Raw genomic sequence first — 23,640 nt, forward strand, 5'->3', positions numbered from 1 at the left:
AGTGGGCGGGGTTGTAGGTTTTCTAGTTGCCAGAAACGGACTACTTTCCCCACCCATCTCCTTACACTGGACCCTGCTGCAAAAACTGGCGCTGTTGGCCCTGCTGCTGGTGGCGTGGCTGGTGGCAGTTGGTCTGCACGAGTTGGGCCACGCACTGGCCGGGCGCCTGCAAGGGTTTCGCCTGCACTGGCTCACGATAGGCCCGCTGATGTGGCGCCGCCAGCCCACGGGCCACCTACGCTTCGAGTGGAACCGCAACCTGAATACAGCCGGGGGCCTGGCCCTCAGTGTGCCCACCGACGATGTGCGGCTGCGCGAACGGTTCCGCGTATTCGCTGCGGGCGGGCCACTGGCCAGCCTATTATGGGGCGCGCTGGGGGTAGGCCTCTACACGCTGCTGCCGGCCGCAGCTCAAGGCACGGTGCCGGCAATAGCGCTGGTCCTGAGCGGTGGTATTTCTCTTCTGCTGTTCGTCGTCACCATCATTCCCTTTCACACCGGAGGCTTCGCCAGCGACGGCATGCGCCTACTCAACCTAAGCCGCCGGGGACCAAAACAAGAGCTGGAAGTAAGCATGCTGACAGCCTCTATTCGCAGCATGGTCGGCACACGACCGCGTGAGTTGAACCGCTCGGCCCTGGAAGCCGCCGCTGCCCTGCACGTCGAGCACCCATTGAAATGCCATCTGTCTCACTACCTCTACCTGCACTATCTCGACGCGGGCGACCCGGTAGCTGCCGGGCAGCAACTGGCCCACTATCGCCAACAGCTGTCTCAAGTGCCGGCGGCATTGCAAGCTAGCGGCTGGCTGGAATCCGCGTTTTTCAGCGCCGCCTACGAGCACGACGCCACGGCAGCCCGCCCAGCTCAACGCCTTCACCCCAGCCGACCAACCGCCGCGCGTAGAAGCGGCGCTGGCTCGCCTCGCCGGCGATGCCGAGCGTGCCCACGCGCAGGCGCAAGCCGCCCTACGCGAGCTGCCTCGCAACCTCGATCAGGGTAGTGTTCATCTGTATCGGGAATGGCTGCAAGACACCGTGCGCTGGGCAGAACAAGCAGCCGTTGCGCGGGTAGCGTCTGTGTAGGGTAGCCAAGGTCGAGGCCAGCCTGCGCAAGTAGGCATTGTACCCAATCGGAGCGGATTGCCTGCATGCCACTAGAGGTACAGCCCGTATGCAGTAGCTTCAACTGTAAGATAGGCTGCGCGCCCTCGCGCTGGCTGGGGTCGTGCTGATTGGCCACCTCGTAGCTCATGGCCCAAGGCTGTTTTACCTACAGGATATTGTCATTTTGCAGCCTCAATGACAAGACGTTGCTGAGCTGCTGTCGTGAACTAGCCGATAACGTTCTACCCTCCTCCAGCCCATGTATAGGAGACAGGGTAGTATCACGAAAGAGCGATTGACTATACCGGAGCTAGGTATGCTGATGCAGCATAATTTCGTGGCTTATAGAACGCTATAACGTTGACTGCCACCTATATGCTTGGTGACGAAAAACGGAAGAAGAAGCTCGGCCTTAGCGCGGTCACAACAATAGGATTTATGGGGTAGGAGGCCTTGGTTTTGTCTTCGTATCGCAGAAAGTAATGAGGTTGTTTATAAGTGCAAAATATTGATAATAAGGTAGTAATAGCAAATAAAAGCGCGGTGTTTGTTGCTGATCGGTGCCGCCAACAAATCGACAGGGGGACCGTTGAAAGGGCAAGACAAGTGATTCTCACCTTCGATCTTTTATCCTCTGTATCATGAAAACCGACGACCTAAAGCAACTCATCAAAGACGGCTTATCAGCCCAAAAAGCAGGAAGCCAGGTAGCCGCCAAAGCAACCGACGAAATTCTCGACGACGCCACGCACCCCGAGCTGAAAGCCGCCCTCAAGGAAGGCAACGAAACATCCAAGGAGTGGGCCAAGCGCCTTGATCGTGCCATCGAAGAAGTAGGCGGCGCCGATAGCCAGGACAACGAAATTATGGAAGCTCACTACCAAGTGAGCAAAGAGATTCGGGCGCAAGCCAAAACCGACAGCGTGCGCGACCTGGGCATCATTGCCAGCGGCCAAATGGCCCTACACTATTGGATAGCTTCCTTCGGCACGGTGGCCTCGTACGCTGCCTCCGCAGGCCTCTCGCAGACCGAAAAAGAACTGAAAGCCTCCGTGCAAGAAGCCAAACAGGCCGACGACAAGCACACCGACATCGCCCAACGGATTCTCGCTGAAGAGGGCCAGGAATAGGGGGGCTTCCTCTCTACCTACTAAACGCAAACCGCGCCGCTTGGATAGCTCCAGGCGGCGCGGTTTGCGTTTAGCATGTTGTGGCTGCGAGAGTATAAGTTCCGCTTATAGCTACTCCTAAACACCCAATAGAGGTACCAGACCCAATCACGATGCCCGCCACCAGCAACGTGCCACTAACTACGCCAAAGGCTCGAACAAGCGTTACGGGGTAGCAACGGGTGGCTTTTCTGGAACTTTCATGCTCCAAGGTAGCCAGTTTTGGTGCTAGACGGGGCGGTATTGGCTGGCCGCTGGTGCGGCAGGGTGGATAAGATTCTTTAGGTTAATTATATAACTAGTTGGTTTTGGTAATCATGCATTATCTGTCCAATAGGTTTAGTTCTAGAATTATCAGTGAATTTACCAAGCTCTCTTAACCTGTTTATTATAGAAGTCTTAGATAGCTCAAGGCGTATAGACATAGAATTGATAATTTTTACAAAGATTTTAATATTATTCGGTTGATCATCTACGTATAAATTACCTTCTCTTGCGTCAAATCTTCCTTGATATTGTAATAGCATTGCCATAAGCGGTGCTTTGGGCATTGTTAAACATGCTGCGAAGTAATTTGCTTGCCATTCTATCCATTGCTTTTCGTTCTGTAAGCTGTGTTTATTTGTTCTAAAATTATACTCAGAGTCAGGTAAAGTGTTTATAAGTTGACTTTCTATAAGTGCTCCATCATGGATTAGGCAATGGCCTATTTCATGCGCTAAAACAAACTTGTATCTTTTTTCCTTATACAGATTGTGATTAACATGAATGGTTTGATTATTAACATCAAAGCATCCAAAAATTGATGTATTATCAGTGTTTTTGACCTTAAGCCCTAAAATTCTATTTGTGTATTTTACTAAATCTTCAATAGATAATATTCTTTCGCCTTTCAATATTCCTGTGTCTATATGATTTAAAACTTCGTTAGCTATTAATTCTATGTCTTTTTTAGAATAGTTTTTGATATTGTTTTCAATATTGCTCACTTTCTGAAGAGCTTTTATTAATGTTGTGTCTATTTCTTTTTCTAAATATTTTTCCCCTTGATCGAGATGAACCACATTTTTGTTGAAAAACTGTATAGATTGATCTGTTTTTAGCTTATTGTATAATATAATATTATATTGATTACTTGTGTTTACTCCGACAAGCATCACCCCTTGAGATTCGGCAAAGTTGTGAGCTGATTTTTGGAACCTACTTGTAGTAATAAATACTGCCTTAGAGTTTCGAGGTGCAACCTGCTCTATCTTTTTGCAGAATGCCTCAAGCCTGTCTATAGATATCGGTGTTTTATAGTCTTTACATTCTATTATATAAATATAGAATATTTATTAGAACCAGGGGGCTGAACTTCTATTGTTAAATCAAAAATAATATTTCCTTTTCTGGCATGTGAATAATATGGCTCCTTTGTTTTAATCGTATATGCATCAGCCATTACAGCGATTCTCTTTTCTTCTATCATAGCTTCAACGATACGTAAAGCTCTTTCTTCAAAAGCATCTCCTTTTGCAGTAGTGTTCATGATATCAAGTATTTATAAGTAACAGTTAGCGCAAAAAGTAATGGTTTTACACAAAGACTAATAGGGTGTTAATCTTTGTGTAAAACCATTACTTTTTATTCGCTTCATATTAGCTAAAGCAGACGCCCTGGCTTACATATTCCGCCGATACTGCCCGCCTACCTCAAACAGCGCATTCGTAATCTGCCCAAGCGAGCAGAACTTCACGGTTTCCATCAGCTCCTCGAACAAATTCCCGTTGGCAATGGCTACCTGTTGCAGTTGCTTCAGGCGCTGCTCGGTGGTACCTTGGTTGCGGGCGTGCAGGTTTTGCAGCATCGTGATTTGATACTGCTTTTCCTCCTCCGTGGCGCGGATTACCTCGGCCGGGATGACCGTGGGCGAGCCTTTGGAGGAGAGGAAGGTGTTCACGCCGATGATGGGATACTCGCCCGTGTGCTTGAGCATCTCGTAGTGCATGCTTTCCTCCTGAATCTTGCCGCGCTGGTACATGGTTTCCATGGCGCCCAGCACGCCGCCGCGCTCCGTGATGCGGTCGAACTCGGCCAGGACGGCTTCTTCTACCAGGTCGGTCAGCTCTTCGATGATGAAGGAGCCTTGCAGCGGGTTTTCGTTTTTGGCCAGGCCCAGTTCGCGGTTGATGATGAGCTGAATAGCCATAGCCCGGCGCACCGATTCTTCGGTGGGCGTAGTGATGGCCTCATCGTAGGCGTTGGTATGCAGGGAGTTGCAGTTGTCGTAGATGGCGTAGAGCGCCTGCAACGTGGTGCGGATATCGTTAAAGTCGATTTCCTGGGCGTGCAGCGAGCGGCCGCTGGTCTGGATGTGGTACTTCAGCATCTGCGAGCGGGCGTTGGCGCCGTACTTCAGCTTCATGGCCTTGGCCCAGATGCGGCGCGCCACGCGGCCAATCACGGCGTACTCGGGGTCGATGCCGTTGGAGAAGAAGAACGACAGGTTGGGCGCGAAGTCGTTCACGTCCATGCCCCGGCTCACGTAGTACTCCACAAAGGTGAAGCCGTTGCTGAGGGTAAGGGCCAGTTGGGTGATGGGGTTGGCGCCCGCCTCGGCAATATGGTAGCCCGAAATCGACACCGAGTAGAAGTTGCGGACCTTCTCCGTGATAAAGTATTCCTGCACGTCGCCCATCAGGCGCAGGGCAAACTCCGTGGAGAAGATGCAGGTGTTCTGGGCCTGGTCTTCCTTGAGAATGTCGGCCTGCACGGTGCCGCGCACCTGCGAGAGCGTGCGCGCCTTGATGGTGGCGTACACGTCGGCGGGGAGGACCTGGTCGCCGGTCACGCCGAGCAGCATCAGGCCTAGGCCGTCGTTGCCTTCGGGTAGGGCGCCTTGGTAGCGCGGGCACTCCAGGTTTTTCTCGTGGTAGAGCTGGTTGATCTTGGCATCTACCTCACTTTCCAGCCCGTTCTCCTTTATATAGAGTTCACACTGTTGGTCGATAGCGGCGTTCATGAAGAACGCTGCCAGCGTGGCCGCCGGACCGTTAATGGTCATCGACACCGACGTGCTGGGGTTGGCCAGGTTGAAGCCGGAGTAGAGCTTCTTGGCGTCGTCGAGGCAGGCGATGCTCACGCCGGCATTGCCGATTTTGCCGTAGATGTCGGGCCGCAGGTCGGGGTCCTCGCCGTAGAGCGTCACCGAGTCGAAGGCCGTGCTCAGGCGCTTGGCGGGTAGGCCCATGCTCACGTAGTGGAAGCGCCGGTTGGTTCGCTCGGGGCCGCCTTCGCCCGCAAACATGCGGGTAGGGTCTTCGCCCTCGCGCTTGAAGGGAAACACGCCGGCCGTGTAGGGAAACTCGCCGGGTACGTTTTCCTGCAACTGCCAGCGGAGCAAGTCGCCCCACGCCGTGTAGCGGGGTAGGGAAACCTTGGGAATCTGCTGGCCCGAGAGGCTCTGGGTGTGCGTCTGGATGCGGATTTCCTTGTCGCGCACCTTAAACACAAACTCCGGGGCTTTGTACGCGGCTACCTTGTGCGGCCAGGTTTCCAGGAGTTTCCAGTTTTGCCCGTCCAGCCGCAGCTTGATTTCCTCGAATGCGGCCTCCAGGCCGGCCACGAGTGCGCCGGCGTCGAGGGCTGGGCTGCTCCCGCTGGTTCCGCTAGGGCTTCCGGCCCCGAGGCTGCGGACGGCGTCGACACTTTGCTGAAGTCCGAAAAGCTGCTGGGCAGTTGCGGATTGTTGGTGGACCCACTGGTCATATTGGCGGTTGGTTTCGGCTATTTCGGAAAGATAACGCGTGCGGTGGGGCGGAATGATATAGATCTTCTCCGATTCTCCCACCGGAGTTTCGAGGTGCGAGGCAAAGGTAGCGCCCGTTTTTTCTTCCAGCACGTGCAGCACGGCCCGGTACAGGTGGTTCATGCCGGGGTCGTTGAACTGGGAGGCGATGGTGCCGAACACCGGCATCTGGTCCAGGGGCGCGTCCCAGCGCTGGTGGTTGCGTTGGTACTGCTTGCGTACGTCGCGCAGGGCGTCGAGGGCGCCGCGCTTGTCGAACTTATTGAGGGCAATGACGTCGGCAAAATCCAGCATGTCGATTTTCTCCAGCTGGGTAGCGGCGCCGTACTCGGGCGTCATCACGTAGAGGCTGGCGTCGGAGTGCTCGGTTATTTCCGTGTCCGACTGCCCGATGCCCGAGGTTTCGAGGATAATCAGGTCGAAGTCGGCGGCGCGTACCACGTCCACGGCGTCCTGCACGTACTTGCTCAGCGCCAAGTTGCTCTGACGGGTAGCGAGGCTGCGCATATACACCCGCGGCGAGTTGATGGCGTTCATCCGAATCCGGTCGCCGAGTAGGGCGCCGCCCGTCTTGCGCTTGCTGGGGTCGACGGAAATAATGGCAATGGTCTTCTCCGGAAAATCGAGCAGGAAGCGCCTTACCAGCTCATCCACCAAGCTCGACTTGCCCGCGCCGCCCGTGCCGGTGATGCCTAGTATTGGTGTTTTAGCTATTAGCTGTTGGCTGTTAGCTGTTGGCTTGTCGTTATTTTCTGTGGACGAAGAGCTAGCAGCTAACAGCTGAGAGCTAACAGCTGAGAATTCTTCCGGGAAGTTTTCGGCGGCGGAAATCAAGCGGCCAATGCTGCGGGCGTCCTTCTCCTTCACGTGGCTGACTTCGCCGTTGAGGTGCTGGCCTGTCGGGAAGTCCGATTTTTCCAGCAGGTCGTTGATCATGCCCTGTAGGCCCATAGCGCGGCCGTGGTCGGGCGAGTAAATGCGCTCGATTCCGTAGGCTTCCAGCTCCTCTATCTCCGTGGGTAGAATCACGCCGCCGCCGCCGCCAAAGATCTTTACGTGGCCCGCGCCGCGCTCGTGCAGCAGGTCGTGCATGTACTTGAAGTACTCGTTGTGGCCGCCCTGGTAGCTGGTAATGGCAATGGCCTGGGCATCTTCCTGAATGGCGCAGTCTACGATTTCCTGCACTGAGCGGTTATGGCCCAGGTGGATCACCTCCGCGCCGCTACTCTGGATGATACGGCGCATGATGTTGATGGCCGCATCGTGCCCATCGAACAGGGCAGCGGCCGTAACGATGCGAACGTGATTCTGGGGTTTATAGGGGGCAACGGGGGTGGTTTGCATAATTGGGTGGGGTGGGTAGTTTGGGTAGGCTAAGGTACGAAATAGGCAGCGGGGGCGCGTGCAAGGCGTCCGCGTTGCGCTATCTCATTCAGCTCGTGCTACCTAAACAACGTCAGCAACGACGAGCGCGTGCAACGCGCCCCTACCGCCAGCTCTGCACATTCAGGTACAGGCTGGGCTGTCCGGGGTAGAATTTCCACTGGTCCTGGCTTTTATTCCGGGTGTAGACCAGATGCAGGGGAGTCGGGAAGGCCGCTGGAACATCAAAGGAATCATAGCTAGCTGTTTCTCCAACCGCGTCGAGCCATTGCAGCGCCACTACTATCTTTTGACCTTTGTTGAGTTGCAGATTATAAGGCCTCAAATCGACGCTAATCCAGCCGTGCTGCTGTTCGGTAAGCACCAGTTGAATATCGGCGGGCAGCAACAATTCCGCCGGCCGGCTGTCGCGGACGGCATAGAACAGCAACCGAAGGCGGACCTGCCGGAACGGATTTCTAGCCACGTACACGTTGAAATCGTCTACGTAGCAGTTACGGGAGGAAGTAAGGAAAGTCCCGAACTCCGAGCCGAGCTTTTCGCGTCGGCGGGTACTATCCGCCACAATACTATTCACACCCCAGTGGGCTATTCCGCTGGTGCCGGTGCGTCCCAGTACCTGTGGCTTTAGTTGCTGGTGCCGCACCACTACCTCTCGCAACGTCTGCGGCTGCTTCCGCAACCGGATAGTTATGGGCTGTTGCCGTAACTGACGTACCACTAGTCGAGCCGGCTGGTAGCCTACGCATGTAACCACCACACTATCCGTCGCTACAAGGTCTGGCGAGTCTGAGAAGCTGAAGTGCCCTTGGGCATCTGCCACAGTTCCTATGGCCTTGCCTTTCACCCCAACGGAAGCAAACGGCACGGGCGAGGCGGTAGAATCGTGGTACACTTGTCCTTGCAGGGTTTGGCCAACCAGCAGGGTAGGACGACATAGAATCGATAAAAAGCCGACTAATAGGGTGAGGCGCATGAAGCTGTAGCGTTGATTGATACAGCTAAGGGAGTGCAGCCGGGTAGCATAGCGTTGCAACGCGCACAAAAAAGCCCCGGTGGGGCCGAGGCGCATGGGGCTTCAAGAATTGGAACTATAAGGCGTAAATAATACTTTCGGCTCGATTTAAGAGCTATTTACTATGCGTGTACAGATACTGCTAATTATATTCCTTCTGCTAGGAACTGGTATATGGCTTTATGCCTACTGGATGCCTGCTTATAAAAGCCAACGAGCAGAAGATGAATTGAATACAATACGCTACAATAGTCATTTTTTGGATAAAGAGTGGAAAAAGGCTTATTATCAAAAAGAAGCTGAACTTCGCACAGTTCGCAACACATTGTTGGATGCCAGTTCGGGCATTGCCATAGCTAGCGCTACCTTATTTCTGTTTGTCTTCAGGAAACGTCCTTACACGAATGGCCAGTTACGGCAGTTGCGTACTTTAAATAAGCAACAGTTCTTCCTCTGGTTCAATGCTGGTTGGCTACTACTCTTCGTTGCCTTGCACTGGTATTATCTATATAGAGGTGCAAGGGGTGATTTTCCTCCTTTCGCCGATTCTATTGGTATTCCGCTGATGTATGGTGAGACGGCCTTGCTATGGTGTTGGCCTTTTTTGAATGGCTTGTTACTACTGGCTTTGTGGCCTGCTAAGCTGCCCGCTTCGCTGTTCGTAAAGGCACGTCAGTACACATGGCGAGCCATACTAGTAGAAAGTTGGTGGGGTTTTCTTCTCCTGTTAGCTGTCCTCTATGCTATACTTACGGTGATTGATGGCGACCATCTGACTATTCCTGTTGCTTTGTTATTTGTCTATTTACTATTGACTTTACGAGCAGGCTATATACAAATGCTTGGTCAATAGAACTCTACCTCAGTTCCGCCAGCCGCAGCCGGAACCCTGGTAGCACTGCTTCGCCCGAAAGCTCATGATCAAAGCCTTGTACCACCTCCGGCTCTGGCTGGCCGGGGCGGTAGAGGTAGGCGGTTTCTGTCTCGGGTACGAGCAGCCAGGCCAGTTGTGCCCCATTGCGGAGCCAGTCAAGCATCTTCGCTTGCAGGGTTTTAGTTGAATCAGTAGCCGATTTCAACTCCACCACAAACTCCGGGCACACAGGGGCAAACTTATCCTGCTGCTCAGTCGTCAGGGCGTTCCACTTAGCCGCCGAAACCCAGGAAGCATCCGGCGATAGTACGGAGCCATCGGGTAGGGTAAAACCAGTGTTGGAATCAAATATTTCACCAAGGTGGGGTTGTTGCTCCCACCACTTACCGAGTTGAAGATTTAAGCGGGCGTTGCGTTTGCCGGAGCGGCTGCCAGTGGGCGACATAAGAACAATTTCGTGGTTGGCCGTGCGCTCGATGCGCAACTCCGGATGCTGCTGGCAGAAGTCGAAAAACTCCGCATCGGTCATCTTTTCCAGGTACGGGCCGCGCAAAACCAGGCTGTGTTCGGAGAAGGAAGGTAGCATAGCAGAAAGATACGCGTTTGGTCGTAATGCCAAAACGTGGATAGTAGGCTCAACGTTCAGGAGGCGTTTCTACCTCATCCACCCATTTGCGCACAGCCAATAAAAAAGCTCCGGCCAGTGGCCGGAGCTTTTTCGATAGCCTAGTAAGGCGTGTGTACTACGGATGCAGCAAAGAGACTACCTGCCTTAGGCAGCGTCGAGGGCTTCGCGTAGCTCCTTGGCAGCAGCGGCCGGATCGGCGGCGCTATAGATAGCACCACCGGCAACGGCAACAGCTACGCCAGCTTGCTTCACGGCAGCAATGTTGCTCAGGTTGACACCGCCCGCAATGGAAACAGGTACACCGGCGCGCTTCGCCTCATCAATCAGGACTTGGATAGAATAGCCTTCCAGAGCCTGCTCGTCGAGGCCGGCGTGCAGCTCCACGAATTCTACGCCCAGCGCACTTACTTCCTGAGCCCGCTTCACGCGGTCGGCAACGCCAATAGTGTCTACTACCACGCCTTTGCCGTGCGCTTTGGCTGCTTTCACAGCGCCTACGATGGTAGCGTTGTCTACGGCTCCCAGGATGGTTACTAGGTCAGCGCCGGCTTTGAAGGCCATGTCCGCTTCCAGCTCACCCGTATCGGCGGTTTTGAAATCGGCAAAAACGAGTTTGTCGGGGTGTGCTTGCTTCATGGCCGTAATAACGGCGAGGCCTTCACTCTTGATCAGGGGCGTGCCCAATTCAATGATATCAACGTAGGGCGCTACTTTACCAGCCAGGGTCAAAGCCTCTTGGGTGCTTAGTAGGTCGATTGCAACTTGTAATTTAGCCATGATTGTGGGTCTGATTTTGTGTTAGGTAGGAGAAAAAGGGGAGGAGTGTCCCCAGGAAATTATTCTAGGTTGGCATGTCGCTTCCACAGCTCTTCGGCCGGGGTGCCATCCAAGCCCCATAGGGTCTGGAAGATTGCATCGAGGAGCAGCAGAACGCTTTGCTCGAACAGGCTGCCGGCATATTGCGCCGAGATTTCGCCGCCGTGGTCCTGCTTCTGGGCGGCGGGCAGCACGGCCACATGCGTAGCCAGCGCCGCCAGCGGCGACGAGGTGGTAGTGGAAATAGCCACCACCCGAGCGCCGGCTGCGGCTGCTTTTTCGGCTGCTTTCACGATGCTGCTGGTGGTGCCGGAGCCGGAGCCGGCCAATAGCACATCGCCGCTGCCGATGGCAGGGGTAGTGGTTTCGCCTACCACAAACACCGTCAGGCCGAGGTGCATCAGGCGCATGGCGGCGGCTTTCAAGGCCAGTCCGGTGCGCCCGGCTCCCACAACAAACACCCGGTTGGCCTGTTGCAAGAGCGGAAGGATTGCCGCTACCTGGTCGAAATCAAGCTTTTCGGCTAGCTGTTGATTTTCCCGGATGATCTGCTCTAGATGGTTGTGCAGGGTTGTGCTCAGCGCATCGGAAGGTGTCTTGCTCATGGGGTCCGCAGGTTTTGGATTCGGCTACGTAGCTGGTTACTCAGATAGTACCGCTCGGCTGGAAAAGCGAATCAGGATACTATGCTGCAAAGCTAGGGCAGGCTGCACGGCCATACTGGCAGAATGGTATCAAGTGGTAGCAGTATCCTATCGAACCCCACCTGCGGGCTACGTTTTGCCAGGTAGCCCGCGTATTTTACCTCCATTTGCATCGCTGCCCGAGTGCAGATACATTCTGACCACCCACCCATGCGTGTACCTGATTTGCTTCCTCTCATCCCGCTGCCCAACGCGCAGAACCTTACGACCCTGATTGACAACAGGCGGGTACAAACGCTGGAAAACTATGAGATTAGTCTGCTCGAAACCTATATACAAAGTGCGCAGGTAGAGCAGTCGTACAGCGACCTGGTGCTCACCAATATGCTACGCGGCAAGAAGGTGATGCACCTGTTGGAGCAGGAGAAGTTTAACTACCTGCCCGGCAATACGATGGTAGTGCCACCCAATTTGAAGATGAGGATTGATTTCCCGGAGGCCTCAGATGAGAACCCTACCCAGTGCGTGGCCCTGGCCATTGACCGGCTGCAAATCATCGACACGGTGAACTATCTGAACGAGCACTACCCCAAAACGGAGGACGAAAAGTGGACCTTTAGCTTCAACCAGCACTACTTCTACAACGATGAAGAAGTGACCGCGCTGCTGTATAAATTGGTGCGGATCGGGTTTGGTGATTCCCGCAACAAAGATATTCTGGCCGATTTCACAGTGAAAGAGCTGCTGCTCCGCATCATGCAGGTGCAAAGTCTCCACGAAAAGGAGCACAACGTGGCCGTGCTGGCTACCTCCAACCGGTTTGCGCACATTCTGCACTACATCAAAGAGAACATTGCGGAGAAAATCAGCGTCGACGACCTGAGCGAGAAGGTGTACATGAGCAAGCCCAATTTTTACCGGGCCTTCAAGCACGAATTTGGTCTGTCGCCCATCGACTACATTATTAAAGAGCGCATGCGCCTAGCCAAAAAGTGCCTGAAAAACCCCGCGCTCAGCATCACCGAAATATGCTTCAAAGCGGGCTTCAGCAACCTGAACTACTTCACGCGCATGTTCCGGCAACTGGAAGGCATCACCCCGACGGACTATCGCGTATTGTGCCTGGCTAGGTAGACTGGGTCCCTACCCGGTGGCATTGCACTTGGCTCTAGCAGCCATCCACCTATTATAGTATGCTGCTTGCTACTTCGTAGCCGAAGGCTTCAGTTCTGAGACGATAGGCCCCGTTCATTTTAGCTTTCAAAGCTGAAGTCCTGGGCTACGGAAGGGTGCGGTCTTCAGTCTAATACTTCCCTAGTCACGGGGACTCGCTACTGTCACATACAAGCTCAGATTTACGGGTTGCACGTGCCATTGATCCTCGGATTTGTCACGGAATACCATGCGGTGCGTAGCCGATAAAGCAGCCGGAATCAGCAGTACGTTCCACTGGTTTTTGTCGGCGCGGTCGCGGGCTTCCAGGCCGTCGAGCCACTCCAGCGTCACGGCCACGCGCTTGTTGTCACCTACGCAAACCAGGTAGGGTTGTAGGTTGATGTGTTGCCAGCCTTTGGGGGCATTGTCGGGTACGGCAAACTGAATGTCTTGCGTGAGCAGGCTGGCGGCCGGGTGGTCTTCGGCGTCGAGCGTGCGCACGTTGAGGCGGAAACGTAGATTCTTGTAGTTGCGGGTCCCGAAATACACGTGCGCATCTTCTAGGTAGCTGCCTGGTTTCACGTGCAGGATGGTCCCTACCTCACGGCCAGGGATGCTGGCGGGGCTTTTGTCGGTAGACAGGTGAAAGTTGTAGTAGGTGAAGCCCCAAATACCGTCGCGGCCCAGGCGGTGGCGTTTCCAGCCATTGGCGCGCACGTGCACTTCGCCGAGGGTCTGGGCTTGTGGCGTCAGCTTAATGGTAGCGTGACGCGTCAGCTCAGCAGCTAGTACTTTGTAAGGCCGGTAGCCCACACAAGAAAATACTACCGTGTCATTAGCCGCAGCGGCAGCCAGTTGCTGCGGGTTAAAATGTCCCTGGGCATCAGCCACCGTTCCAATGGGTTTGCCTTTCACCCCCACAGAGGCATAGGGCACGGCGGCGTTGGTGTCAGCATTGATAATGGCTGGGGTAGGGCCCTGAAAGAAGAATGATGAAAGCGGAAGAAATAGGAGATAGGCTATCATGTAAAGAAGAATGATGTAGCCAGTAGAGTGAGAAGGAAACCCCAAACGTTGCAACGCTACCCTCCCAAAAACAAAACTCCCGGCTGAAGCAACGCGCTTCAGCCGGGAGTTTTTAGGTTGAATTTGTCCGAAGTTGTTCAGGCAAATGCTAAGTCAGAGTTAGCAGTAGGGATACAAAATAATCGGAGTTGCTGATGTCAGTTCAGTTGCGTAGTTCCAAACGTCCAACACCACAACAGCAACGCAATGGTTCCTACCCTACAAACAAATGACCCTGTTGCGTCTTGCCGCTGTGGCGCTCGTCCAGGTCACGGTTGAGCTGAAACGCGGCGCTGATAAGGGCTAGATGCGTAAAGGCTTGCGGGTAGTTGCCGATCTGCTCGCCGGCCGTTCCAATCTGCTCGGAGTAGAGGCCCAGCGGACTCGCGAAGCCCAGTAGCTTCTCAAATAGCAGGGTAGCCTTGTCCAAATCGCCTGCCCGCGACAGGTTCTCGATGTACCAGAACGAGCACATCGTGAACGTGCCTTCCTCTCCTTCCAGGCCATCGGAGGCACCCCCGCCGGCGTGGTAGCGGTACATCAACGAGTCAATAATCAGCTCCTTTTCGAGGGTGCGCATGGTAGACTGCCAGCGCGGCTCGGCTGGGCTAAACATACGCACTAGTGGAAGTAACAGCACGGCGGCATCCAGTACATCACCGCCTTTATACTGCACAAAGGCTTGTTTTTCCTCGCTCCAATAGTTCGTGAATACTTCCTGGTAAATCTCATCGCGCACCTTGTACCACTTTTCCAGCGGGGCCGGGAACGAGCGGTCGTTGGCAATCTGAATGCCGCGGTCCAGCGCTACCCAGCACATCATTTTGGCCGAAATGAACTGGCGCTCCTCGTCGCGCACTTCCCACATACCGTGGTCCTCCTCCTGCCAGTTCTCCGCCACAAAATCCACCAGCCGCGACACGTGTTTCCAAAAGTCGTAGGTGATGGCGCCGCCGTACTTGTTGTAGAGATAAATCGTGTCAAGCAGCTCGCCGTAGATGTCAAGCTGAAACTGCTGAGCGGCGCCATTACCAATGCGCACCGGACGCGAATCGCGGTAGCCGGCCAGGTGCAATAGCTCCTTTTCGGGTAGGTCAGTGGAGCCATCCACAGCATACATCAACTGCAAGTCGGCGGCGTCTTTCAACTGGTTGCACCGCTCCATAATCCAGTGCAGAAAAGCTTTCGATTCGGTGGTAAAGCCCAGACGCAAAAATGCATACATGGTAAAGGCCGCGTCGCGAATCCAGGTGAAGCGGTAGTCCCAGTTGCGGGCACCACCCACGCACTCGGGCAGGCTGAAAGTAGCCGCCGCTACCGTTGAGCCGTATTGGAGTGAGGTAAGCAGCTTGAGCGTAATAGCGGAGCGCAGCACCGTTTCGCGCCAACGGCCAATGTAGGTACTACTTTCAATCCACTCGCGCCAGTACGTTAGCGTATCCTGAAAAGCGCCTTCGGTGTAGTGCGCCAGGTCGCGGGCGATAAAAGAAGGGTCGTCAACGGGTGTGGCTTCAATTACAAAACTGGCCGTGTCGCCGGCTTCCAGGGTCCAGGTGCCGGTAGCGTCGCCGGTGCCGGTAGGCTGAAGCGTCCGGTCGCCAAGCAGACGAAACTGAAAGTCCTTCTCGCTGGTGCTGCGGAAAAGCAGGTCATTCTCCTGCTGCACCAGCTCGTGCGGCGCGCGGGCGTAGTCGAAACGGGGGCAGCAGTGCATAGTAAACGTCATGCTGCCTTTGATGACACGCAGCATCCGCACCACGGCGCAGTTCTGCTCCTGGTGCTTGATGGGCATGAAATCCGTCAGCTCGGCAATGCCGCCTTTAAAGTAGAAGCGCGTTAGGAGCACGCCCGTGTTAGGCAGGTAAAGTTGTTTGGATTGCACCCCTTCGTCGGCGGGAGTCAGTGCCCAATGTCCGCCCTTTTCAGCGTCGAGCAGCGAGGCAAAGATGGTAGGGGAGTCGAAGCGGGTGAAAGGAAGGTAATCTATTGAGCCTCTGTTCGATACTAGCGCAACCGTATGTAGGTTGCCCACCAGGCCATAGTCTTCTAAAGGAGTAGCTTGCGTCATAAAAGAAGTAGGTACACGAGTGTGCAGTACCCTAACAACGCAAAAGGTCCTTCGACAGGCGAGGTTGACGCAAATTTTGTAGAGTGATTTGGGAGCAGGCGATTTCCGTAAATCGTTCGGCGGCTTGTAGCACTCACCCACAGGTTGCCGAACGGTTTGCGCCTCGATTTACTCGTAGTCAGCCGCTTTTTCCAGCGCCTGTTCCAACTCGTTGGCGGCCTTTTCGATGTCGTGGTAGCCTTGCTGGGCGGCACGCTCCTTGGCCGCTAGTAGGCCGTCGCGGTGCACGGTTTTGAAGTCACCGTAGGGAAACTTGTAGCGGCCCTTGGTGTCTTCGCCCATGCTGGTGTCTTCGCCGAGGTGCCACTTGGCGTATTCTTCTATCTCGTGCTGGTCAATAAACTTGTTCTCAGCGGCCGTATTGGGGTTATGCTGGCTCCAATGGCCGGAGTCGTTTTTGATTTTTCCGTCTTTGATGAGTTGCTTAGCATACGCTACGGCCTTCTTGTTTACCTGAATGCTCATGGTTGGGAGGGGTAGGAAAGTGGAACGAAGCCTACCCTCATGGTGGCGGGTGGGGTAGGGCCTTGTTTAAACGAACAGGCCACGCAGCGCGTTTTGGTTGAGCTTGGGCGGGCGCGGCGACTTATGCCGGCAGCTAGCTTTTGCGGGCTGATTTGCGTAACTTTGCAGTTGCAAAAACCGCCTCTAGTGAAGAACATTCGTAATTTCTGCATCATTGCCCACATCGACCACGGCAAAAGCACCCTGGCCGACCGCCTCCTGGAATTCACCCAGACCGTGGCCCAGCGCGATATGCAAGCCCAGCTGCTCGACAACATGGACCTGGAGCGCGAGCGGGGCATCACCATCAAGAGCCACGCTATCCAGATGCAGTATCAGTACCAGGGCGAGCAGTACACGCTCAATCTGATTGATACGCCTGGTCACGTCGATTTCAGCTACGAAGTATCCCGCTCCATTGCCGCTTGCGAAGGCGCTTTGTTGATTGTGGATTCGTCGCAGGGGATTGAGGCACAGACGATTAGCAACCTCTACCTGGCCATTGGCTCCGACCTGACCATCATTCCGGTCCTCAATAAAATTGACCTGCCCCACTCCATGCCGGAGGAGGTGTCGGACGAGATTGTGGACCTGATTGGCTGCGACCGGGACGAAATCATCCACGCCTCGGGCAAAGCTGGTATTGGCATTGAGGAAATTCTGAATGCCATCTGCGAGCGGATTCCCGCCCCAGCAGGTGACCCCGAGGCCCCTCTGCAAGCCCTGATTTTTGACTCGGTGTTCAACTCCTACCGGGGCATCGAGGTGCTGTTTCGCATCAAAAACGGCACCATGCGCAAGGGCGATAAGCTCCGCTTCATGGCTACCGGTAAGGAGTACGGCGCCGATGAAATCGGCATCTTGGGCCTCAAACAGGAGCCCCGCCCTGAGATGCGGGCCGGCAACGTAGGCTACCTAATTTCGGGCATTAAAGAAGCCCGCGAGGTGAAGGTAGGCGACACCATTACCAACGTCATTAACCCCACGAAAGAGGCCATTCACGGCTTCGAGGACGTGAAGCCGATGGTATTTGCTGGTATCTACCCCGTGGATACCACCGAGTACGAGGAACTGCGCTCGTGCATGGAAAAACTCCAGCTCAACGACGCCGCCTTGGTGTGGGAACCCGAAACTTCGGCGGCCCTGGGCTTTGGCTTCCGCTGCGGCTTCCTGGGCATGCTGCACATGGAAATCGTGCAGGAGCGCCTGGAGCGTGAGTTCGACATGACGGTAATTACCACCGTGCCCTCGGTGCAGTTCCACGCCACCGGCACCAAGGATCAGGAGTACATCATCAACGCGCCCTCCGAGATGCCTGAGCCGAACACGGTGAAGTTCATCGAGGAGCCGTTCATCAAGGCCCAGATCATCACGGCGGCCGACTATGTGGGTTCCATTATCACGCTGTGCATGGAGAAGCGCGGCATCATCAAAGGCCAAAGCTACCTGACGTCTGAGCGGGTAGAGATGACCTTCGAGCTGCCGCTGTCGGAAATCGTGTTCGACTTCTTCGACAAGCTTAAGACCATTTCGCGCGGTTATGCCTCGCTCGACTACGAGCTGATTGGCTTCCGCGAGTCGGACATGGTGAAGCTGGATATCATGCTGAACGGCGAGAAGGTCGACGCCTTGTCGGCCATCGTGCACCGTAGCAAGAGCTACGAGTGGGGCAAGCGCCTCTGCGAAAAGCTGCGCGAGCTGCTACCCCGCCAGCAGTTCGAAATTGCTATTCAAGCCTCTATCGGCCAGAAAATCGTAGCCCGCGAAACGGTGAAAGCCCTGCGCAAAAACGTAATTGCCAAGTGCTACGGCGGCGACATCTCGCGTAAGCGTAAGCTGCTCGAAAAGCAGAAAGAGGGCAAAAAGCGGATGCGCCAAGTGGGCTCCGTAGAAATCCCTCAGGAAGCTTTCCTGGCCGTATTAAAGATTGACTAATGCCCGAAAGCGCGGCTCCGGAAGGGGCCGCGCTTTTTGCTGGCTCCTTTACTTTTCACCTCATACACTTCTTGACACGGCGTTGTATGATTACACATCCATCCCATGTCTGAGAACATCACCAAGAACTGCAAAAGCCAGGAGCAACTGGAAAAAATCATCAAAGGCCAGGAGCGTAAGTTCCGGTGGCGCGACGATTGGCCCGCTATGGAAAAAGCTCTCACGGAAGCCGGTAACGCCGCTATTGCCGCCCACGAAAACAAGGCCAAAACCGACCAAGAGTAAACCCGCATTACTATGACCCCAGCCCCCGAAGCTGCTACCTACCAACTCATCGACGGTAAGAAAACCGCCGAGGACATCAAAGTTGAAATTGCCGCCGAAGTAGCGCAGCTGAAAGCCGCTGGCCAAAAGGTGCCTCACTTGGCGGCCATCCTCGTCGGCCACGACGGCGGCTCAGAGACCTACGTGCGCAACAAAGTGCTGGCCTGCGAGCGGGTAGGCTACGGCAGCACCCTGCTGCGCTACGAAGACACCATCACGGAGGCAGAACTGCTGGCGAAGGTAGAGGAGCTGAATCAGGACCCCGAAATCGATGGGTTCATCGTGCAGCTACCCCTACCCAAGCATATCAATGCGGAGAAGGTGATTGAGGCAGTCCGCCCCGAAAAGGACGTAGACGGCTTTCACCCCATGAACCTGGGCCGTATGGTGGCGGGACTACCGGCTTTGCTGCCGGCTACCCCTTCGGGCATCGTGGAGTTGCTGAAGCGTTACGGGATCAAAACCAGCGGGAAGCATTGCGTGGTGATTGGCCGCTCCAATATAGTAGGTATGCCGGTTAGTATATTGCTGGCTAAGAACTTAGAGCCTGGTAACTGCACGGTTACTTTATGCCACTCGCGCACGGCAAACCTAGCTGAAATCACGCGCCAGGCCGATATTGTGGTGGCTGCCCTAGGCCGCCCAGAGTTCGTAACCGGCAACATGGTGAAGCCAGGCGCGGTGGTGATTGACGTGGGCACTACGCGGGTAGAGGACGCCAGCCGCAAGTCAGGCTTCGTGCTGAAGGGCGACGTGAATTTCACTGAGGTAGCGCCGCTAACCAGCTACATCACGCCGGTGCCGGGTGGGGTAGGCCCCATGACCATTGCTATGCTGCTGCTGAACACGCTACGCGCCGCGAAAGGCGAGGTGTACCCGCGGTAAAAAACCAGAACCAAACCGCCATTTTCGCAGTTTGAAGCTTTACTAGTATCTTTAAAGTCGGGCTTTAGGCAGGGTTTTTGGGTGCCATGGTACCCAGCGCCTTTCCTAAGGCCCGATACCTTTTTTGCCGACTGTTTTGTTACATCAACTTCCCGTTGCAACTGGCCTAATGGCCGATAGCACAGGGGCGGCCACGCTGCCTCTGATGGAGCATTTCTACACGATTCAGGGCGAGGGCTACAACACGGGCCGCGCTGCGTACTTCCTCCGCCTGGGCGGCTGCGATGTTGGCTGCGTGTGGTGCGATGTGAAAGAGTCTTGGGATGCCGAGGCGCACCCGCGCGTGGCCATTGCCGACATGGTGGCCGCTGTCACGTCCTACCCCGGCCGCAACGCCGTGATTACCGGCGGCGAGCCGCTCATGCACGACCTCACCCAACTCACCAGCTCCCTGCAAGAAGCCGGCTGCCAGACCTGGATTGAAACCTCCGGGGCTTACCCGCTTTCCGGCCGCTGGGACTGGATCTGCGTTTCGCCCAAGAAATTTAAAGCTCCTCTACCTCAAGTGCTGGCTGAAGCCCACGAGCTTAAAGTGGTAGTATTCAATAAGTCTGATTTTAAATGGGCTGAAGAACACGCCGCGCAGGTAGGGGAGAACTGTCGCTTGTACCTGCAACCCGAGTGGAGCAAAGCCGCCGCCATAACCCCGCTTATTATCGATTACGTGAAGGCCAATCCGCGCTGGCAGGTGTCGTTGCAAACGCATAAGTACCTCGATATTCCTTAGCCGATCTTCTGGTCTAGCCCACCCTTTCTCCTTCCATGCGCTTCTCCTTTCCTGCTTCATTGTTGGCGTTTGTGCTGGCGCTGCCTCTGTCAAGTTCCGCGCAGGTAACCCTGGCCACTACCAATACCAAAGCGCGCGGCCTATGGGATAAAGCGCAGCAGCAAGCCAAAGCCCGCGATTTTAACAAGGCACTAGAAACGTTGCAAGTGCTCAATGAGAAGTTTCCTTCCTTAGGCGAGCCATATGTACTACGCGGCTCTTTATTGAAGGCAATGGGCGAAAACCAGAGTGCCTACGAAGCCTACCGCGACGGACTGAGCAAGTTACCGGTGGCCGCCGGTCAGGCCAACAGCTACTTCACGCTGGGCGAACTGGCCCTGAGTATGGGCGATTACAAAACCGCCGCCGATGGCTACACCAAGTACCTGAAGGTAGGGCCAAAAGGGCAGCGCAATACGGCGCGGGCGCAGCAGCAACTGCTCAACTGCGAGTTTGCCCTGAAGGCTATAGCCAACCCCACCGGCAAGCAGCCTGAGCGCCTCGGCGAGCCGCTGAATACGTTTTACTTTCAGTATTTCCCGGTGCTGACGGCCGACAACCGTTTTCTGGTGTTCACGGCCCGAGCCAGCGCATCAGATGATAGTTTCGAGGATATCCTGATTTCCAAGCAGAGCAAGGACGGGTCGCTGAGTGAGCCGGTATCAATATCACCGGCCATCAACACGCCTTATAACGAGGGCGCGGCCACGATTTCCGGCGACGGCAAAACGCTGGTATTCACCTCCTGCGACCGGCCCGGCTCCGTGGGCTCCTGCGACCTGTACATCTCGCGGCGCACGGGCAACACCTGGAGCAAGCCCCAGAATATGGGCCGCAGCGTCAACTCGCCCTACTGGGATTCGCAGGCTTCGCTTTCGGCCGATGGGCGCACGCTTTACTTCACCTCCGACCGGCGCGGCGGCCTGGGTAAGGAAGACATCTACGTGACCACCCAGCAAGACGACGGCTCCTGGAGCCCCGCCCGCAACCTGGGCGCCCCCGTGAACACGCCGGGCCAGGATATGGCGCCGTTTATTCACGCCTCAGGCACCACGCTCTACTACGTAACGGATGGGCTGGTAGGCATGGGCGGCTTGGACGTGTTCCGTAGTGCCGTGCAGCCCGATGGCAAGTGGGGCGTGCCGCAGAACCTGGGCTACCCGCTCAATACCTTTGAGAACGAAGCCTCGCTGTTTATTTCCTCCGACAACCGCCGGGGCTTCTGCTCCCGCTCGCGCACTTCGGAGCCAGGCGTAACCAAGGTGCGCAACCGGCCGGTAGAACTGTATAGTTTCGAGGTGCCGCAGTCGGTGCAGGCGCAGGAAACTAGCACCTACACGCAAGGTAGGGTGTTCGATGCCATCACGAAAAAGCCGCTAAAGGCCGATGTGCAGCTCTACGACCTCAACACCGACCAGCTCACACAATATGTGACCTCCGACCCCGAGCAGGGCGACTACACGGTGGTGCTGAACGAGGGTAGGCAGTACGCCATGTACGCCGTGGCCGATAAATACCTGCTCAAAAGCCTAAGCTTCGATTACACTGACAAGCGCAGCTTCGACCCGCTCACGCTTGACATCTACCTAGAGCCCGTGCGGGCCGGGCGCACCATCGTGCTCAATAACTTGTTTTTTGATACCAATAAGTACGAGCTGAAGCCCAAGTCGCGCACTGAGTTGAACCGGCTGATTCAGTTTATGCAGCAGTATCAGGAGGTGCAGGTGGAGATTTCCGGCCATACCGATGATGTAGGCGCTGATGCCGACAACATGGTGCTCTCGCAAAACCGCGCCAAGGCCGTATATGATTACCTAAGCGAGCACGGCGTGAAGGCTACCCGCCTGCGCTTCAAAGGCTATGGCGAAACCCGTCCCTTGGTCGCCAACGATTCAGAAGCACACCGCCAGCAGAACCGCCGCATCGAGTTCCGGCTATTATAGCTCACTACTCGTTCGACACCTAAGCCAATAGCCTCCGCTATTGGCTTTTTTTATGATTGTAGTATTCCTTTTTCAGGCGCTGAACAGGTAGCTGGAAATAAGTATGTTGTATAAGTTTAGTGCAAGTTATCAGTTATTTAAATACTACAATATCTTTTTTAAGTTAAAATTTAGCCAATACGTTTGTACCGTTCCAAAAGGCTAACTATTCATTGAAAATAGGATTTAGCCATATAGAACACAATGTCAATACATAGTTGTATCCGTTAATTTTCACTCTTTCACTTATCACGAGCATGAAAAAAGCATACTTAACCGCCGCCTTGCTACTAGGATTGTACTCAAGCAGCCTGGCTAAAGGAAGCCATCTAGAACCCGATGAAAAAGCTACCATTCAGCAGCGGGCGGTAGTACTCACTCGGGCCATGGCCACCAAGATGCGCCTCGATGAAGGCCAGTATCTAAAGTTAAAGCAACTGAATGTTCGGTGGCTTACGGAGATGGAAGCGCTTAAACAGGAGGGTAGCACTGCTATATCGGCGCTGGATGAAAACGCTTCGGCTATGCAGGCGCAATACGAAAGCGAGATGCTGGCCCTACTGTATCCTGCCCAGCAGCAAATCTACCATCACCTCGAAAATACTCGTATGGCCTTCCGCGCCGAGTAGCTTCGCTGAGCTGAAAAGACAATTCTTCGTCGTCCCTCTTACGGTAGCAATACAATTATCATGCGTTTCTACTTCTATCAGCGCAGAGCTGAGCAATGCAAAAACGAATAGGAATGCAGCTGTAGATTAGTTAAGTGATAGTTATCAGAAAAATATAATAATTTTATGTTGCACTTTATTGATAAATAGTATTATATTCGATTATAATTATGTTTTGCCTCACTAGCCGGTCTATGTATCGCCAGTGCTGCCACCAGTTAACTTTTTCCATTGTCTCATTCCTGTAATACAGTTCATCTTTCCACCTTCTACCCAATATCAACCATGAAAACGAAATCCTACATTCTACTCGCCGTATTCGCTCTGTTCAGCACGACTTCTGTAGTAGCTGGTGGTCCCGGCGATTCGCCTCTGGCAACTCGTGCCAAAACCATGACCCAGCAGATTGCGGCTAAAACGCACCTCAACGAAGGCCAGTACCTGAAAGTGAAGCGACTGAACCTGCAGATGCTGACGGCCGTGGAAACCCTGAAAAAACAGCGCACCATGGATGCAGAAGCCGTTGACAAGCAGATGGCCGAAATCCAGGACCACTACGAGTGGGATTTGGCCGCTATCCTGTGGCCCCGCCAGATGGTTGCCTACAGAGAAGCCAAAGCGTCGATGACAGCCGTGAATCTACGTTAATCGCCTGCTATCGATACAACAGCTACTTCACTGGAGTACACGAAAAAAGCCCGCTTTACAGCGGGCTTTTTGTGTAGCGGGTAATAAGAGGCAGC

21 protein-coding genes and 1 pseudogene are annotated in these 23,640 nt (G+C 54.7%); 11 read left to right on the forward strand and 11 right to left on the reverse strand.

Annotated features, from left to right (window positions below):
* The first annotated feature begins 94 nt into the window (after positions 1-94).
* Together KYK14_RS00130 and KYK14_RS00135 are read left to right on the forward strand one after the other, a co-directional pair.
* Positions 95-1,003: a M50 family metallopeptidase gene (locus KYK14_RS00130; RefSeq protein ID WP_219156056.1), complete on the forward strand. Its 909-nt coding sequence runs from the start codon at positions 95-97 to the stop codon at positions 1,001-1,003.
* 744 nt (positions 1,004-1,747) lie between these two features.
* Positions 1,748-2,236 (forward strand): YciE/YciF ferroxidase family protein, encoded by a 489-nt coding sequence (locus tag KYK14_RS00135; RefSeq protein ID WP_219156058.1) that lies wholly within the window; start codon positions 1,748-1,750, stop codon positions 2,234-2,236.
* A 329-nt stretch (positions 2,237-2,565) separates the two neighbouring features.
* Here KYK14_RS00135 and KYK14_RS00140 read toward each other — a convergent pair whose 3' ends face one another.
* The 5 genes and pseudogenes from KYK14_RS00140 to KYK14_RS00160 all read right to left on the reverse strand — a co-directional run bounded on the left by KYK14_RS00140 (position 2,566) and on the right by KYK14_RS00160 (position 8,520).
* A complete protein-coding gene (locus tag KYK14_RS00140; RefSeq protein ID WP_219156060.1) occupies positions 2,566-3,432 on the reverse strand; it encodes an ImmA/IrrE family metallo-endopeptidase in 867 nt (288 codons plus the stop codon).
* 51 nt (positions 3,433-3,483) lie between these two features.
* Positions 3,484-3,609 (reverse strand): annotated as a pseudogene (locus KYK14_RS22520) (hypothetical protein); the annotation flags it as partial.
* Positions 3,591-3,806 carry a hypothetical protein gene (locus tag KYK14_RS00150; RefSeq protein ID WP_219156062.1) on the reverse strand — a complete coding sequence of 72 codons (216 nt, stop codon included), beginning with the start codon at positions 3,804-3,806 and terminating at the stop codon, positions 3,591-3,593. The pseudogene KYK14_RS22520 and the gene KYK14_RS00150, both read right to left, overlap by 19 nt.
* A gap of 132 nt (positions 3,807-3,938) precedes the next feature.
* Positions 3,939-7,409, reverse strand: coding sequence for a methylmalonyl-CoA mutase family protein (locus tag KYK14_RS00155; protein ID WP_219156064.1), 3,471 nt, complete (start codon positions 7,407-7,409; stop codon positions 3,939-3,941).
* Positions 7,410-7,551: 142 nt separating this feature from the next.
* Entirely contained in the window at positions 7,552-8,520 is a 969-nt protein-coding gene (locus tag KYK14_RS00160; protein ID WP_219156066.1) for a carboxypeptidase-like regulatory domain-containing protein, read from the reverse strand.
* A 136-nt stretch (positions 8,521-8,656) separates the two neighbouring features.
* Between KYK14_RS00160 and KYK14_RS00165 the strand changes: the two genes are divergently transcribed.
* A complete protein-coding gene (locus KYK14_RS00165; RefSeq protein WP_219156068.1) occupies positions 8,657-9,316 on the forward strand; it encodes a hypothetical protein in 660 nt (219 codons plus the stop codon).
* 4 nt (positions 9,317-9,320) lie between these two features.
* Here the strand turns inward: KYK14_RS00165 and KYK14_RS00170 are convergent, their stop codons facing one another.
* From KYK14_RS00170 to hxlB, 3 genes are all read right to left on the reverse strand, one after another.
* Complete coding sequence (locus KYK14_RS00170) at positions 9,321-9,923, reverse strand: Uma2 family endonuclease (protein WP_219156070.1); 603 nt, start codon at positions 9,921-9,923, stop codon at positions 9,321-9,323.
* Positions 9,924-10,109: 186 nt separating this feature from the next.
* Positions 10,110-10,742, reverse strand: coding sequence for a 3-hexulose-6-phosphate synthase (gene hxlA / locus KYK14_RS00175; protein WP_219156072.1), 633 nt, complete (start codon positions 10,740-10,742; stop codon positions 10,110-10,112).
* A 59-nt stretch (positions 10,743-10,801) separates the two neighbouring features.
* A complete protein-coding gene (gene hxlB, locus KYK14_RS00180; protein WP_185283563.1) occupies positions 10,802-11,386 on the reverse strand; it encodes a 6-phospho-3-hexuloisomerase in 585 nt (194 codons plus the stop codon).
* A gap of 249 nt (positions 11,387-11,635) precedes the next feature.
* On the opposite strand from hxlB, the gene KYK14_RS00185 reads away from it, so the two are divergent.
* Entirely contained in the window at positions 11,636-12,559 is a 924-nt protein-coding gene (locus tag KYK14_RS00185) for an AraC family transcriptional regulator (RefSeq protein WP_185283564.1), read from the forward strand.
* Positions 12,560-12,739: 180 nt separating this feature from the next.
* Here KYK14_RS00185 and KYK14_RS00190 read toward each other — a convergent pair whose 3' ends face one another.
* The 3 genes from KYK14_RS00190 to KYK14_RS00200 all read right to left on the reverse strand — a co-directional run bounded on the left by KYK14_RS00190 (position 12,740) and on the right by KYK14_RS00200 (position 16,238).
* Complete coding sequence (locus KYK14_RS00190) at positions 12,740-13,606, reverse strand: carboxypeptidase-like regulatory domain-containing protein (RefSeq protein ID WP_219156074.1); 867 nt, start codon at positions 13,604-13,606, stop codon at positions 12,740-12,742.
* Between the two features lie 253 nt (positions 13,607-13,859).
* Positions 13,860-15,713 (reverse strand): glycoside hydrolase family 15 protein, encoded by a 1,854-nt coding sequence (locus KYK14_RS00195; protein WP_219156076.1) that lies wholly within the window; start codon positions 15,711-15,713, stop codon positions 13,860-13,862.
* A 168-nt stretch (positions 15,714-15,881) separates the two neighbouring features.
* On the reverse strand, positions 15,882-16,238 hold the full coding sequence (locus tag KYK14_RS00200) for a hypothetical protein (RefSeq protein ID WP_219156078.1): 357 nt from the start codon (positions 16,236-16,238) through the stop codon (positions 15,882-15,884).
* 186 nt (positions 16,239-16,424) lie between these two features.
* Here KYK14_RS00200 and lepA point away from each other — a divergent pair, with 186 nt between their 5' ends.
* The 7 genes from lepA to KYK14_RS00235 all read left to right on the forward strand — a co-directional run bounded on the left by lepA (position 16,425) and on the right by KYK14_RS00235 (position 23,545).
* Complete coding sequence (gene lepA / locus KYK14_RS00205) at positions 16,425-18,212, forward strand: translation elongation factor 4 (protein ID WP_219156125.1); 1,788 nt, start codon at positions 16,425-16,427, stop codon at positions 18,210-18,212.
* Positions 18,213-18,317: 105 nt separating this feature from the next.
* Positions 18,318-18,497, forward strand: a complete 180-nt coding sequence (locus KYK14_RS00210; protein ID WP_185283569.1) for a hypothetical protein — start codon at positions 18,318-18,320, stop codon at positions 18,495-18,497.
* A 12-nt stretch (positions 18,498-18,509) separates the two neighbouring features.
* A complete protein-coding gene (locus KYK14_RS00215) occupies positions 18,510-19,421 on the forward strand; it encodes a bifunctional 5,10-methylenetetrahydrofolate dehydrogenase/5,10-methenyltetrahydrofolate cyclohydrolase (protein WP_219156080.1) in 912 nt (303 codons plus the stop codon).
* 169 nt (positions 19,422-19,590) lie between these two features.
* The gene (locus tag KYK14_RS00220) at positions 19,591-20,208 is read left to right on the forward strand and encodes a 7-carboxy-7-deazaguanine synthase QueE (RefSeq protein WP_185284242.1); all 618 of its coding nucleotides are present in this window, start codon (positions 19,591-19,593) and stop codon (positions 20,206-20,208) included.
* 35 nt (positions 20,209-20,243) lie between these two features.
* Complete coding sequence (locus tag KYK14_RS00225; protein WP_219156082.1) at positions 20,244-22,190, forward strand: OmpA family protein; 1,947 nt, start codon at positions 20,244-20,246, stop codon at positions 22,188-22,190.
* 296 nt (positions 22,191-22,486) lie between these two features.
* Positions 22,487-22,858, forward strand: coding sequence for a hypothetical protein (locus tag KYK14_RS00230; RefSeq protein ID WP_219156084.1), 372 nt, complete (start codon positions 22,487-22,489; stop codon positions 22,856-22,858).
* A gap of 324 nt (positions 22,859-23,182) precedes the next feature.
* Entirely contained in the window at positions 23,183-23,545 is a 363-nt protein-coding gene (locus tag KYK14_RS00235; RefSeq protein ID WP_185283573.1) for a hypothetical protein, read from the forward strand.
* Positions 23,546-23,640 lie beyond the last annotated feature (95 nt).

The sequence above is a fragment of the Hymenobacter profundi genome (genome assembly GCF_019334315.1).
GTDB lineage: Bacteria > Bacteroidota > Bacteroidia > Cytophagales > Hymenobacteraceae > Hymenobacter > Hymenobacter profundi.